8 protein-coding genes and 1 riboswitch are annotated in these 14,291 nt (G+C 71.4%); of the genes, 4 read left to right on the plus strand and 4 right to left on the minus strand.

Annotation, left to right across the window (positions count from 1 at the left end; translation table 11 throughout):
* Positions 1–50 precede the first annotated feature (50 nt).
* Complete coding sequence (locus tag AB0G47_RS17100) at positions 51–1,448, plus strand: tryptophan 7-halogenase (RefSeq protein WP_360769887.1); 1,398 nt, start codon at positions 51–53, stop codon at positions 1,446–1,448.
* 76 nt (positions 1,449–1,524) lie between these two features.
* Here the strand turns inward: AB0G47_RS17100 and map are convergent, their stop codons facing one another.
* Positions 1,525–2,295, minus strand: coding sequence for a type I methionyl aminopeptidase (gene map, locus AB0G47_RS17105; RefSeq protein ID WP_360769890.1), 771 nt, complete (start codon positions 2,293–2,295; stop codon positions 1,525–1,527).
* A 204-nt stretch (positions 2,296–2,499) separates the two neighbouring features.
* Between map and AB0G47_RS17110 the strand changes: the two genes are divergently transcribed.
* Complete coding sequence (locus AB0G47_RS17110; protein ID WP_360769893.1) at positions 2,500–10,785, plus strand: SDR family NAD(P)-dependent oxidoreductase; 8,286 nt, start codon at positions 2,500–2,502, stop codon at positions 10,783–10,785.
* 60 nt (positions 10,786–10,845) lie between these two features.
* On the opposite strand, the gene AB0G47_RS17115 is transcribed toward AB0G47_RS17110, so the two are convergent.
* A complete protein-coding gene (locus AB0G47_RS17115) occupies positions 10,846–11,298 on the minus strand; it encodes a MarR family transcriptional regulator (RefSeq protein WP_360769895.1) in 453 nt (150 codons plus the stop codon).
* 92 nt (positions 11,299–11,390) lie between these two features.
* Here AB0G47_RS17115 and AB0G47_RS17120 point away from each other — a divergent pair, with 92 nt between their 5' ends.
* The gene (locus tag AB0G47_RS17120) at positions 11,391–12,095 is read left to right on the plus strand and encodes an SgcJ/EcaC family oxidoreductase (RefSeq protein ID WP_360769897.1); all 705 of its coding nucleotides are present in this window, start codon (positions 11,391–11,393) and stop codon (positions 12,093–12,095) included.
* Between the two features lie 120 nt (positions 12,096–12,215).
* Here the strand turns inward: AB0G47_RS17120 and AB0G47_RS17125 are convergent, their stop codons facing one another.
* Positions 12,216–13,028: a CbtA family protein gene (locus AB0G47_RS17125; protein ID WP_360769899.1), complete on the minus strand. Its 813-nt coding sequence runs from the start codon at positions 13,026–13,028 to the stop codon at positions 12,216–12,218.
* 14 nt (positions 13,029–13,042) lie between these two features.
* Positions 13,043–13,270 (minus strand): CbtB-domain containing protein, encoded by a 228-nt coding sequence (locus AB0G47_RS17130; protein ID WP_360769902.1) that lies wholly within the window; start codon positions 13,268–13,270, stop codon positions 13,043–13,045.
* 39 nt (positions 13,271–13,309) lie between these two features.
* Positions 13,310–13,452: riboswitch (cobalamin riboswitch) on the minus strand.
* 135 nt (positions 13,453–13,587) lie between these two features.
* Here AB0G47_RS17130 and AB0G47_RS17135 point away from each other — a divergent pair.
* A complete protein-coding gene (locus AB0G47_RS17135; RefSeq protein ID WP_360769905.1) occupies positions 13,588–14,160 on the plus strand; it encodes a histidine phosphatase family protein in 573 nt (190 codons plus the stop codon).
* Positions 14,161–14,291 lie beyond the last annotated feature (131 nt).

Genomic DNA, 14,291 nt, shown 5'->3' on the forward strand with positions numbered 1-14,291 from the left:
GCAGCCGTGCCTGCCCGGGCGCGGATCCTCCACACGACGAGGAGCTTGGCGTGGACGAGCGGACCCAGGTACTGGTCGCCGGCGGCGGACCGGCAGGCGCCACCGCCGCAACCCTCCTCGCCCGGCAGGGCTTCGATGTGACCCTGCTGGAACGGGACCGTTTTCCCCGCTACCACATCGGGGAGTCCCTGCTGCCCTCGCTGCTGCCCGTACTGGACGTGATGGGCGCACGCGAGGCGGTCGAGCGCCACGGCTTCACCCGCAAGACCGGAGCCTTCTACGGCTGGAGCGGGCAGGAGTGGCAACTGCGGTTCGACACTTCGGACCGGCCCGCCGCCTACAGCTTCCAGGTCATCCGCTCCGAGTTCGACCATCTGCTCCTGGAACATGCCCGCGCGCAGGGAGTGCGGGTGCGCGAGGAGACACAGGTACGCCGTGTCGGATTCGACGGCGACCGCACGACCTCGGCCACCTGGACCTCCCGGGACGGCCGCGCCGGACAGACGCACTTCCGCTGCCTCGTGGACGCCTCCGGCCGGGCCGGAGTCCTGGCCGCACGTCAGTTGCGCACGCGCCGATTCCACGATGTCTTCCGCAATGTCGCCGCCTGGGGTTACTGGCGCGGCGCCGCGCCCCTGCCGGGCGCACCGGAGGGTGCGATCGGCGTCTTCTCCCTGCCCGAGCACGGATGGATCTGGGCCATCCCCCTCCACGACGGCACCCTCAGCGTCGGCCTGGTGACGGACAAGCGCTCCTTCAACCGGGCACGCGATCAACACGGCTCCGTCGACCGCCTCTACGCGCAGGCGCTCACCCAATGCCCGCTGCTCGAGCGCATGTTGGGCGGCGCGCAGCGCGTCTCAGACCTCAAGGTGGAGAGCGATTACTCCTACGTGGCCGAGGAGTTCTGCGGCCCCGGCTACTACCTCAGCGGCGACGCCGCCTGCTTCCTGGACCCCCTGCTGTCCACGGGCGTCCATCTGGCCATGTACAGCGGGCTGCTCTCCGCCGCCGCGATCGGCAGCGTGCTGCGCGGCGAGATCGACGAGGCCTCGGCCCAGCGCTTCTACCGCACCGCCTACCGGCACGCCTACGAGCGCCTGCTCATCCTGGTCGGCGCCTTCTACCGCATCCACGACGGCCGCGACGCGTACTTCCGCAAGGCCCAGACCCTCAGCCACCGCGACCAGCAGGACCTGCGTCTGCACGAGTCGTTCCTCAACATCGTGACCGGTGTCGAAGACCTCGGCGACGCCCAGGACGAAGCCGTCGCCACCCTCATCGACAGACTCCGCCGGCCTCTCGACGGGCACCGCGCGCAGGGCCTCGGCGGTCACGGAACCAGCCACATGGTCCCGCTGCCCACCCGCCCCGAACAGGCGTCGGCCGGCCTCTACCTCACCCTCGCCCCCGTGGGCCTCCGCCGGGCGGAGGCCGACCGCTCATGACGACCGGGCCGCCGGCGGCCCCACCGGGTGAGTGCGCTCACCGGGCGGCGCGGTCATCGCGGCCTCATGGCCGCGCCTACTTCTGCAGGGTGAGGATTTCGGCTCCGTCGTCGGTGATGGCGATGGTGTGCTCGCTGTGCGCCGTACGGCAGCCCGTCGCGCTTCGGAGTGTCCAACCGTCGGCATCGGTGATGAGTTGAGCGGTGTCCGCCATGACCCACGGCTCCAGGGCGAGGAGCAGCCCAGGGCGCAGTTTGTATCCGCGGCCGGGCCGTCCGGTGTTCGCGACGTGCGGGTCCTGGTGCATCGTCGATCCGATGCCATGACCTCCGAACTCGGTGTTGATCCGGTACCCCGCCTCGCCGAGGACCGTGCCGATGGCATGGGAGATGTCACCGATGCGGGCCCCCGGCCCGGCGGCCGCGATCCCTGCGGCCAGCGCGCGCTCGGTCGCACTGATCAGCGCGACGCTCTGCGGCGGCTTCGCCTCGCCCACGATGAAGCTGATGGCGGCGTCCGCGGCGACTCCGCCCTTGGAGACGGCGAGGTCGAGGGTCAGCAGATCGCCGTCGGCAAGCGCGTAGTCGTACGGCAGTCCGTGGAGCACGGCGTCGTTGACGGCCGTGCAGATGTAGTGGCCGAACGGGCCGCGCCCGAAGGACGGCGCGTAGTCGACGTAGCAGGACTGCGCCCCAGCCTCGACGATCATTTTCTCGGCCCACCGGTCGATGTCCAGAAGGTTCGTGCCGATCGCGCTACGGCCCTTCAGCGTCTGCAGGATGTCGGCGACCAGGGCGCCGGTCTCTTTCGCCCGGGCCAGCAGGGTGGGGTTCAGGATCTCGATCATGCGGCGCCCTTCTCATGTAACCAATAACTATACCGGTCAAACTATACCGGTACGAGAATGGGGTCACCCGCAGGCGTCCGAGGCGCCGCTCGCCGCCTCCCGGCGTTGGCTGGAGTCGCTCACGCGGCTGATCGACGACGGTCGCCGTTCCGCGTCCGCGTAGGCTCAACACCCGTACACCGCAAGGAAGGTGGAAGGCGGAGCATGACGCGTGACGAGCTGATCCGGCCGGTTCCCGAACTGCTGAAGGAGCACGCCGAGTCGGCGCCCCGGCGTGTCGCGTACGCCGACTCCCGGCGCAGCGTCACCTACTCCGAGCTCGAGAGGCGCACCCGCGCGCTGGCCGGGTACCTCACCCTGACCGGACTCCGCCGCGGTGACCGCGTCGCGATCTGCCTCGGCAACTGCGTCGAGATGGTGGAGAGTTGCCTCGCCGTCCTGCGGGCCGGGATGGTCGGCGTCCCGCTCGACCCACGGTCCTCCGACACCGAGCTGGCCCACTTCCTTCAGGACAGCGGCGCCGACTTCGTCATCGTGGACGCCACACGCCTCGCACAACTGCGGCGCCTGGGAGCGCCGTACGACCGCTTGGGTGTGCTGGTCACGGGCGCAGATCCGGTGCCGGACGGCGTCCCGAGGTTCGAGAGCGCGGCCGAGAGTGGCAGCGCCGACGAGAGTGCCGGTGCCCCCGAGAGTGGCAGCGAGAGTTTCGGTGCCGCCGAGATCGACCTGCTGGGGCTCGACGATCCGGCCTGGATGCTCTACACCTCCGGCACCACGAACCGACCCAAGGGCGTGCTGTCCACGCAGCGGGCCGCGCTGTGGTCCGTGGCCGCCTGCTACGCCCCTATCTTCGGCCTCTCGTCCGGCGACCGACTGCTCTGGCCGCTTCCGCTGTTCCACAGTTTCAGCCACTCGCTGGCGATCCTGGGCGTCACGGCCGTGGGCGCGAGCGCCCGAATAGCCGATGCGCTGTTGCCGCCTGACGGTCTGAGACAGGAGCTGCGCACGGCGTACGAGGCGCTAGGCGGGCCCTTCACCATGCTGGCCGGCGTGCCCGCCACGTATCACCGGCTTGTCGATTCGGCCGGAGACGCCCCGCAAACCCTCCGGGTGTGTGTCGTGGCCGGTGCACCGAGTGGTCCTGCCCTGCGCGCGGCCGTGGAGGAGGCCACGGGGGCACCGTTGCTCGACATGTACGGCAGCACCGAGACCTGCGGCGCGATCACGGCGAACCGCCCCCAAGGGGCCAGGGTCGACGGCTCCTGTGGGCCGCCCGTCCCGGGCGTGGACGTGCGCATCGTCGACCCGAGGAGCGGCGAGGGCGTCCCGGACGGAGCCGAGGGTGAGGTCTGGGTGCGCGGGCCGAACCTGATGACGGGGTACCACGAGCAGCCCGGGGCCACGGCCTCCGCACTGCGGGACGGCTGGTATCGCACCGGCGACCTCGGCCGCCGCGTCGAACACGGCCACCTCGGACTCACCGGCCGCGTCAGCGAGTTGATCATCCGCGGCGGCGAGAACATCCACCCGACCGAGGTCGAGCAAGCGCTGCTGCAGTGTCCCGGCGTGTCCGACGCCGTGGTGGTGGGGGTGCCGCACGCCGTGCTCGGCGAGGTGCCGGTCGCCTTCGTCGTACCGGGTCCGGACGGGATCGACGCACGGCAGGTACTCGCCGGGTGCCGTACCCGGCTCGCCGACTACAAAGTGCCGACCGAGATCCACGAGATCGCCGCCGTCCCGCGCACGGCGTCCGGCAAGACCGCCCGACACAAGCTGGTCGTCCCTGCCCCGCCCGCCTCGGTCACGGTCGACACCGCTCTCGCCCTGCGCGCGCGGCTCGTCGCTCTCTCGCGCGACGAGCAGGAACGCGCCCTGCGCAAGACCGTACTCACCGAGACTGCCGAGGTCTGCCGCTGCGCGCCGGGCGAACTGCCCGACGCGGACGGCACCTTCGCCGATCTCGGCATGACGTCCGTGGGCGCGGTCGAGCTGGTGGACCGGCTCGGTGCGCTGACCGGGCTGAGCCTGCCGGCGACGCTCGTCTTCGACCATCCGACGCCGGCCGACGTGGCCGGGTATCTGCGCGTCGCGCTCTTCGAGGGTCAGCCCGAGGGGAGCCCTCAGCGGCGCGGTGGGCAGCGCCGGTCCCGCAAGCCCTACGAGAACGATCCCGTCGTGATCGTCGCGATGGGCTGCCGGTATCCCGGTGACGTCAACTCACCCGATGACCTATGGGAGTTGGTGGCTCAGGGCAGGGACGCCATCTCCGAGTTCCCGGCCGACCGCGGCTGGGATCTGGACGCCCTGTACGACCCCGATCCCGACCGGATCGGCACCTCGTACACCCGACACGGTGGATTCCTGCACGGGGCCGGGGAGTTCGACGCCGGTCTGTTCGGGATCGCACCGCGCGAGGCGCTCGCGATGGACCCGCAGCAGCGGCTGCTCCTGGAGACGTCCTGGGAGGTGTGGGAGCGCGCCGGGATCGACCCGGCCCAGCTGCGCGAGAGCGACACGGGGGTGTTCGTCGGCGTGATGCACGGCGACTACGCCGCCCGCTTCACCCGCCCCCACGAGCTGGAGGCGCACCTGGGCCTGGGCTCGACCGGCAGCGTGGCCTCCGGGCGGATCTCGTACGTGTACGGTCTGCGCGGTCCCGCGATCACGGTCGACACCGCGTGCTCCTCCTCGCTGGTGGCGCTGCACTGGGCGGCGCAGGCGCTGCGCTCGGGCGAGTGCTCGATGGCGCTGGCCGGCGGGGTCACGGTGATGGCGACGCCCAACCCCTTCCTCGCCTTCAGCCGCCAGCGCGGCCTTTCGCCGGACGGTCGCTGCAAGTCGTTCTCGGCGGCTGCCGACGGCACGGGCTGGGCAGAGGGTGTGGGACTCGTCCTCCTGGAGCGGTTGTCCGACGCGCGGCGGGCCGGTCATCCGGTCCTTGCCGTGCTCCGCGGCTCCGCCGTCAACTCCGACGGCGCGTCCAACGGGCTCACCGCGCCCCACGGTCCCGCACAGCAGCGGCTGATCGCGCGGGCGCTCGCGGACGCCGGGCTGCGCGCCGCCGACGTGGACGCGGTGGAGGCCCACGGCACGGGTACCCGGCTCGGCGACCCCATCGAGGCGCAGGCCATTCTGGCGACGTACGGACAAGGCCGCGAGCAGCCGCTGTGGCTCGGATCGGTCAAGTCCAACCTCGGGCACACGCAGGCGGCCGCCGGAGTCGCCGGCGTCATCAAGATGGTCCAGGCGATGCGGCACGGCGAGCTGCCGGGAAGCTTGTACGCCGACTCACCGACACCGCACGTGGACTGGAGCGCGGGCCGGGTGGAACTGCTGACGGCCGCCCGGCCCTGGCCCGCCTCGGACCGGCCGCGGCGTGCGGGGGTCTCGGCCTTCGGGATCGGCGGGACCAACGCGCATGTGATTCTGGAAGAGCCGCCGCGGAATGAGCCGGCGGTTCGCCAGCGGGAATCTGAGACAGCCGCACCGGTGCCCGCTCCGATGCCCGCTCCCTGGCTGATCTCCGCCGCCGATGAATCCGCCCTGCACGCCCAGGCGCGGCGGCTGGCGTCCGAACTGGCGGACCGGCCGGACCTGTTGCACTCTGATGTCGCCCACTCGCTGGCCGTGTCGCGCTCCGCGCTCACCCATCGGGCGATGGTGCCGGCCGGTGACCGGACACAGCTCCTGTACGCGCTGAGCGCACTCACGCAGGGGCGGCACGCGCCGGGAGTCGTACAAGGCGTGGCGAACCCGGGGATCCGTACGGCCTTCCTGTTCACCGGACAAGGGGCCCAGCGCCCCCGGATGGGCGCCGAACTGCGCGCCGCCTTCCCCGTGTTCGCCGAAGCCTTCGACGAGGTCTGCCACTACCTGGACGACCGTCTCCCCCAGCCGCTCGGCGCGGTGCTGTCCGCCGATCCGGGCTCGCCCCAGGCGGCCCTCGTCGACCGTACGGACTTCACCCAGGCCGGACTCTTCGCCTTCGAGGTGGCGCTGTTCCGGCTGCTTCAGTCGTGGGGTGTGCGAGCCGACCGCCTCGTGGGCCATTCCGTGGGCGAGTTGGTGGCTGCGCACGTCGCGGGCGTCCTCGATCTGCCCGACGCCGCGACGCTCGTCGCAGCTCGTGGCCGCCTGATGCAGGCGCTGCCCGACGGCGGCGCGATGGTGGCGCTCGACGCGACCGAGGAGGAAGTCCTCGCGGATATAGCCGAGTTCGGGGATCAAGCGGCCGTCGCATCGGTCAACGGGCCTCGTTCAGTGGTGATTTCGGGTGCGGAGAGCACGGTGCGGGCGGTCGCGGCCGGCTTCGAGGAGCGCGGCCGCAGGGCCGTACGTCTGCGGGTGAGTCACGCCTTCCACTCACCCCTGGTGGATCCGATGCTCGACGAATTCCTGGGCGTCGCCCGGACGTTGACCTTCCGGCCGCCGCGCATCCCGGTCGTCTCCACCGTGACGGGCCGGCCCGCAGTGGCCGCCGAGCTGTGCTCGCCCGAGTACTGGGCGCGGCACGCACGGCAGCCCGTCCGCTTCTCCGACGCCGTGCGCACGCTCGCGGACGACGGAGTCTCGGCGTACCTGGAGCTCGGCCCCGGCCCCGCCCTCACCGCGGCGGCCACCGACTGTCTGGGCGATGCGTTCGATGGCGGCTCCGTGCTCGTCGCGGCCACGCGCCGCGATGCGTACGAACCGGAAACGCTCCTGTCAGCGGTGTCGCGGCTGCACGTCGCCGGGGCGGCTGTCGACTGGCCCGCGGTGTACGCGGGCTCCGGCGCGCGGCGCGTGGGCCTGCCGACATACGCCTTCCAGCGCCGACGGTACTGGCTGGACGCGCCGCGGACGGCCACCGTCGACGCTCCGTCGCTGCTGGGCCCCGCTTTCGCGGTGCCGGGCACGGACCGGACCGTACTGACCGGCCTTCTGTCCCTCGTGACGCACCCGTGGCTCGCCGACCATCGCGTCGCCGGGAGGGCGATCGTGCCGGCCACGGTCTTCGTGGAGATGGCCGTGCGAGCAGCCGACGAGGTGGGCTCCGAGGCGGTCGAAGAGCTCGTGCTGCTGTCGCCACTCGCCCTGTCCGGTTCGGCGAGGGTGCGTGTCCAGGTCGTGGTGGGCGCGGTGGACGACTCAGGTTGCCGGACGGTCGACGTCTACTCGCGGCCGGATGGGTCCGACGGGTTCAACGGGTACGGCGGGTACGGCGGGTCCGACAGGCCCGACAGGCCCGACAGGTCCGGCGGGTCCGGCGGGTCCGGCGGGTCCGGCGGGTCCGATGAGTTCAACGGGTCGGAAGGCGGCGGCCCTTGGGCCCACAACGTCTCCGGTCGGCTGGGCAGTGGGCCTACGGCGGAGCACGGGCACGAGCTGACCCAATGGCCTCCCCCTGGCGCCGAGGCACTCGATCTCACCGACGCGTACGCCGCGGTCGCCGATGCCGGACTCGCCTACGGGCCCGCCTTCCAGGGGGTCGGCGCGGTCTGGCGGCGCGGCGACGACGTCTTCGCGGAGGTCCGGCTGCCCGCGTCACACATCGGGGAGGCGGGCCGCTTCGGGCTGCACCCGGCGCTGTTCGACGCCGCGGCGCACGCGTGTCTGTTCGCCGCACCCGCCGACACGGGCACGGTGCGGGTGCCGTTCGCGTGGAGCGGGGTGCGCCTGCACGCCTCGGGAGCCACGGAACTGCGGGTACGGGTGGTTCGGACCGGCGCAGACACGGTCTCGCTCACGCTCACCGACCCGGCCGGGCGACTCGTGGCCTCCGTGGACTCCTTGACCACGAGGGAACTTCCGGCCGAGACCACGAGTCAACTCCCCGCCGACCGGGCCGACATGACGGACGAGCTCACGGCGAGGGCTCTACTGCGCCCCGAATGGGTCGCGCTCGAACTCTCCGGTATCGCCGGTGATCGCGGCTGGACGGTGCAGGGCCGGGACGACTTGAACCTCGCCGGGTTCCTGCCCACCGCCGCACACCCTGAATTCGTAGCCGTCAGCGCCGTCAACACTGTCACCGCCGCCTCGACCGGGTCCGACCCGCTTTCGGCCGTACACGAGTCGACCGACCGCATGCTCACGGCACTGCAGGACTGGCAGGGCGATCCAGGCGCGGCCGGCTCACGGCTGGTGGTGGTCACGCACGACGCCACTGCCCCGGTGCCGGACCTGGCGGGTGCGGCGGTGTGGGGACTGGTGCGTACGGCCCAGGCGGAACTGCCCGGTCGCGTCGTCCTGGTGGATGTGGACGGGCGGCCCGAGTCACTGCGGCTGCTGCCTGCGGCCGTCGCCACCGGTGAGCCGCAACTCCGGGTACGGGACGGTCAGGTGACGGTTCCGCGACTGACCGCGGTCAGGGATGCCGAAGACAATGCGGTGGCCGCCTTCGGCGGGGACGGCACGGTGTTGATCACCGGAGGCACTGGCGCGCTGGGCGCGGAGGTGGCGCGTCATCTTGTCGCGGAACACGGCGTACGGCATCTGCTGCTGACCGGACGCCGTGGGCCGAAGGCGCCCGGAGCCGAGCAACTGCGCGGCGATCTGGAGAAGTCGGGGGCACAAGTCGGCATCGTCGCCTGTGACGCGGCCGATCGTGCCGCGCTGGCCAGGGTCGTCGAGCGCTGCGATCCGCCGCTGGCGGCTGTGGTGCACGCCGCCGGGGTCCTAGACGACGGCGTGCTGGCCTCGCTGACCCCCGATCGGATGGCGGCCGTGCTGGGGCCCAAGGCCGACGCAGCCTGGCATCTGCACGAACTGACCCGGGGCATGGGCCTTTCGGCGTTCGTGGTGTTCTCCTCCGTCTCCGGTCTGCTCGGCCGGGCGGGCCAGGGCAACTACGCGGCCGCGAACGCCTTCCTCGACGCCCTCGCCCACCGCCGCGCCGCCGAAGGGCTGCCGACGCTCTCGCTGGCGTGGGGCCCGTGGGAGCACTCCGGCGGCATGGCTGCGGGGCCGGTTTCCGACCACTCCCGACAACGTCCACAGCCACGTGAAGTGCTCGTGCCGCTGTCGACTCAGCGGGGCCTCGCCTTGTTCGACGCGGCGTTGCGCTCGACGGAGCCGGCACTCGCGCCGATGCTCCTCGACCAAGCCGCGCTCCAGGCAAGTACGGAGCACCAACTCCCGGCGCCGCTACGCGGATTCGTCCACCGGAAGCGGCCGACCGCGGCCACGACGACCTCGGGCTCGGGCTCCGGCTCGGGCTCCGAGCAGGTCGTTGAGCCGGGAGCCTGGCGGAGGCTTCTGCGCCAACTACCCCCGGACGAGCGGGAGTCTGCCCTCGTGAAACTGCTGCGGGCCGACGTGGCCGCGGTGCTCGGGTACCCGCACGCCGACGCGCTGCCGGTCGGCAAGTCCCTCGCCGAGCTGGGGTTCGACTCCCTGACCGCCGTACAGCTCCGCAACCGGCTGAGCACGGCGCTCAAGGTCCGACTGCCGGTGGCAGTGGTGTTCGAGCACCGCACCGCCGAGGAACTGACACGCCACCTGCTCGGCATGCTGGACGACGATGCAACTGCCGCAGCCGCCCCTGAGCCCCCAGAGGCGCCCGAAATCCCCGGGGCCGAGCACCCCACGTACACCCTTTCCTCTCTCTTCCGGACGGTCAGCGCCGCCGGACAACCGGTGGCTGCGATGCACCTGCTCGTCACCGCCTCCTGGGCGCTGCCCACCTTCACGGCCGCCCAAGGCCACGAGCACGCCCTGCCACCGCGCCGCCGCACCCACGGACGCCGCACCCACGGAGGGCCGACCGTCGTCTACTTCCCGGCCTACCATCCGTCGCTCGCACCGGACGGCGGCGACTTCCCCCGCTTCCACGACGCCCTCCAGACCGACCAGTACGACCAGAACGACCTGCACGACCTGCACGACCTGCACGACCTGGGCACCCTGAACATCCTGGAGTTCCCGCATCCCGGCATCGGCGCCGGCGCCGCGGTGCCGGAGGACCGCGCCGCCCTGGCGCGCACCCAGGCAGAGAGCGTGCTGCGGCACGTCGGTGACGGACCCTTCGTGATCGTGGGACGCTCGGCAGGCGGCAACGTGGCGCACCTGGTGGCCCACCACCTGGAAGGCATGGGCCGGGCACCGACCGGCCTCGTACTCCTTGACACGTACCACATCACCCCACACAACAGCGGCAAGGGCTGGCTGCTGTCCCTGGCCGCCCCACCGCAGCGCGAGACCGGAGGGACCGACTTCACCGGCGACGACGACAGCACCCTGGCCGCGGTGGGCGCCTACAACCGGATCTTCCTCGACTGGGCGCCCGAGCCGGTCACCACGCCCACCCTCCTGGTCCGAGCGTCGCTCCCCACGCCCGCCATGGCGGCCTCCGCGGACGCCGACGACTGGCGGACGTCCTGGCCGTCGGCGCACGAGGTGGTGGACGTCCCCGGCGACCACCTGACGATGATGCGGGAGCACGCGGAAACCACCGCGTCGGCGATCCGCACGTGGATCCAGGCACGCACGGCGAAGGCGACCTCCTGAACGGCCTGCCCTGCACGGGGAGTCGGCGACCCAGAGGCTGATGGCCGCCGCGCCTACACGTCACTGATCGCGCAGCTGCTCGGCGGCTTCCTGGTACGCCTCGGCGGCACGGGCGAAGTAGTCGAAGAGGACGTCGAGTTGCTCCGGTGAGTACCCCCCGAGAATCTGCCCGATCTTCTGCCGCGCGGGGGCCATGACGCGGTCGAGGTCCGCGGGTTCGCCGAGCGGCTCGACGGTCACCTTGCGCCGGTCGCCGGGGTCGGGCACGCGGCGGACGTAGCCCGCCTGCTCCAGACGGTCGATCAGACGGGTGGTCGGCCCGGTCGTCAGACCGGTGCGCGCGGCCAGTTCACCCGGGGTCATCGCGCCCGTCAGCTGCAGGATGTTCAGCGCGTACAGATCGGTGGCGCCGAGCTCGCAGGCCCGGGCGCTCGCATGACCGTGGAGCAGCACCGCGCTGAGGTACTGGCGGTAGATCTGGCCCGCATCGGGGCGCTTGGCCGGCGTTGACATGGGCTGCCCCACTCCCTAATCTCTTCCTCAGAGAAGAGAAATCTTTGACGCAGTAACTTCGCCTACGAAGTTATCACGGGAGGGGCATCACCATGAACGCCACCAGCACCCCGCAGTCCGAGAAGTCCGAGCCGGCCGAGCAGGCGGAACCCGCCACCGCCCCGGCTCCGAAGAGCCGCCGTCGCCGCCGCATCAAGATCACCCTGGGCGTCACCGCGCTGACACTGGTCGCGGCCGCGGGCGGCGGATACCTGTGGCTCAACGCCATCTCCGACGCTAAGAACCTCGGCGTGAGTGACTGCAACGCCGTCAAACCCGAAGTCACCGCCACACCGGCCGGCACCGCGACCGCCGACGACCAGCGGGCGGTCTGCCGCACCCTGCGTTCGATGAAGGACGCGTGGGCCCGGCACGACGCCACCGCGTACGGTGACCAGTTCACCAAGGACGCCACGTACACCAGCTACGTGGGCACCGCCTACCAGGGCCGACGCGACATAGCCGAAGGCCACCGCGCTCTGTTCGACGGATTCCTCAAGGGCACCAAGCTCTCCGACTCGTGGCTCAGCATCCGCTTCTACGGCCCCGACACCGCCGTGGCCACCAGCCGCGGCGACACCTACGAGGGCGGGGAGCCGAAGGCGGCCGACCTCTCCAAGACGCAGACCTACACACTGGTCCGCCAGGCCGACGGCACATGGCGCATCGCCGCCTTCCAGAACACCAAGCGCCAGCGCGTCATGGAACGCATCTCATTCCTGTTCTCCCCGGACACCAAGCCCGCGGCCGAGAAGTGAGCCCCCCAAGACATGACGACGGCGCCGGTGACCGGTGCGAGCGCGGGGACCACCGCGGTTCACCAAGCCCCGCCGACCCCAAAGAGGGTGGCGGGGCCGGTACTTCGGGCTGCGTGCGCGTCAGGCGACGGCTGGTGTCGGCTGCTCGGCCTCGGTCTTGGCGTCGGCCGCCCGAGGGGCGAGGAGACGCTGTGCCAGGGCTCCGAAGAGGATGCCGAAGACCGCCCACAGCACGGCCTGGATCGCCAGTGAAGCGACTCGGAACTCCCACAACAGGGCTGCGGGGAACCCGGCCTTGACCGCGTCGTCGTTCGCGGGCAGGAACACGAACGCGACAGCGACCACGGCGATGAACCCCGCCCCGGCGGCAAGCGTCGCGTTCCAGTTGCCCAGACGCGGTGCCAGTCGCCGCCCGATGATGACGGCGGCGATGCCGAGCAGCACGCTGAGCAGGATCATCAGGAAGAACAGTGTGGTTCTCTTCGAGATGGTGTCCGGGTTGCCCACCGCGGGTGGGGTCGCCGGGTACTTCAGGAACGGCACGAGGTAGACGGTGGTGAAGGCGGCGGCGGCCGTGAGCGCGGCGGTCGCCCGTGGGCTGAACCGGCCGACGCGGCCCAGCGCGAAGGAGAACGCCAGGGACGCGATGCCGCCCAGAGCGACCCCGTACACCAGAACACCCGTGGCCAGACCGGCGGTCGACTGCACCGACCGGCTGACCGCTTCTTCCTCCTCGGCGGCTTCCTCCTCGTGCGCGGCGCCACCGTGCCCCGCGTGGGGCGCTTCCTGGGCGGCCTGGGCCTCCTCCACGGCGATCGAGCCGTCGACGGGCGGCTCACCGATCGCGTAGGCCACACCGAAGGCGAAGAGTCCGGCGATCAGGCCCGCGAGCATGCCACGGACCAGCAGATTTCTCACAGTTGAGGCGTGCACGTACTTGTCGCCTCTCAGTGGCACGGGAAGCCGAGCAGATGACGACCGTCGTGGACCCACTCGTGCACGTCGGTGCCGGCGAACACAGAGGTGACGCCCTGCTCGGCACCCACGAAGTACAGCGCGATCAGCGCCAGGAGCCCCACGAACAACGCCCAGGGCAGGACAGCCCGTACGGGCAGAGCAGCCGGTGCAGGAGCGGGAGTGGCGGAAACGGCAGCATTGACGACAGCATCGGCCATGATGAAACCTCCTTGGGGAACACGCGTCCCATACGGTGGTGCAGGACGACGGTCCACGGGTCTGACTCACCGCGGCGTCACCCTCGAAGGGTTCCGCTGCGGCTCACAGTGGCGCGACCGTGCCGGACTTGCACCGGACTTCCGTCTCGCCGTCGTCACGTTCTGTTGAATGTTCGCCGTGACCGTACCGCGTGCCGTACCTCCGGCCAAGGGCGTGAGTCCTGTATCACGCCGATACGCCCCCAACACGCCGACACGCCCCCGCAGATAGGGTTGCCGCGGGTCAACGGCCATGTGAAGGCCCTGCGGAGGAATCGATGACCGTACGTCTCACGCTGATATCTCCCGCGACGAGTGAAGCTCTGAAGGAGGTCCGCTTCGACGACGACAGTCCTCTCGACCCGGCGGGAATCGCACGCGCCGAGGCGGCCGCCGGCTCACTCCCCCCGGCCGTTGCCACCTACACCTCACCGTCCCCGCGCTGCCGCGGGACCGCCCACGCACTCGGCCTTGCCCCCGCCGAACCTCTCGCCGCCCTCGCTGCCTGCGACATGGGCCGCTGGCGAGGACGGACGCTGGACTCCGTGGCAGGCGCCGAAGCGGAAGCCGTCGCTCTCTGGCTGGACGATCCAACTGCCGCACCCCACGGCGGCGAATCACTGCGCGAGGTACGCCACCGCATCGCGGCCTGGCTCGATACGTTGGGCAGCCAGGCCGGGCACATCGTCGCCGTAGCCGAGCCGGACGCGATCCGTGCCGCCCTCGTCCACGCCCTGTCGGCACCCGACCAGGCATTCTGGCGACTGGACGTCCGCCCGCTCACCGCCACCCGGCTCAGCGGCCGCACCGGGCGATGGAACCTCCTCAGCGGTCACGCCCTGGCACCGTAGGGAAGTTCCGCCCCACTGGGCCGTGGTCAGATCACGACACCTGCCCACAGCTGTGGCGCGGAGCCTCACCGAAGATCCTCGCCACAGGAGAACCCCCGGAAGACAGGGCGAACGGACGCCCGACGGACTGG

It is taken from the genome of Streptomyces sp. NPDC021622, assembly GCF_040640795.1.
In the GTDB taxonomy this organism is placed as follows: domain Bacteria; phylum Actinomycetota; class Actinomycetes; order Streptomycetales; family Streptomycetaceae; genus Streptomyces.

What these genes read in the sequence shown, in the direction of transcription:
- map (WP_360769890.1), bottom strand. Translation starts at nt 2,295, where the DNA reads ATGATCGAGATCCTGAACCCCACCCTGCTGGCCCGGGCGAAAGAGACC.
- AB0G47_RS17110 (WP_360769893.1), top strand. Translation starts at nt 2,500, where the DNA reads ATGACGCGTGACGAGCTGATCCGGCCGGTTCCCGAACTGCTGAAGGAG.
- AB0G47_RS17115 (WP_360769895.1), bottom strand. Translation starts at nt 11,298, where the DNA reads ATGTCAACGCCGGCCAAGCGCCCCGATGCGGGCCAGATCTACCGCCAG.
- AB0G47_RS17120 (WP_360769897.1), top strand. Translation starts at nt 11,391, where the DNA reads ATGAACGCCACCAGCACCCCGCAGTCCGAGAAGTCCGAGCCGGCCGAG.
- AB0G47_RS17130 (WP_360769902.1), bottom strand. Translation starts at nt 13,270, where the DNA reads ATGGCCGATGCTGTCGTCAATGCTGCCGTTTCCGCCACTCCCGCTCCT.
- AB0G47_RS17135 (WP_360769905.1), top strand. Translation starts at nt 13,588, where the DNA reads ATGACCGTACGTCTCACGCTGATATCTCCCGCGACGAGTGAAGCTCTG.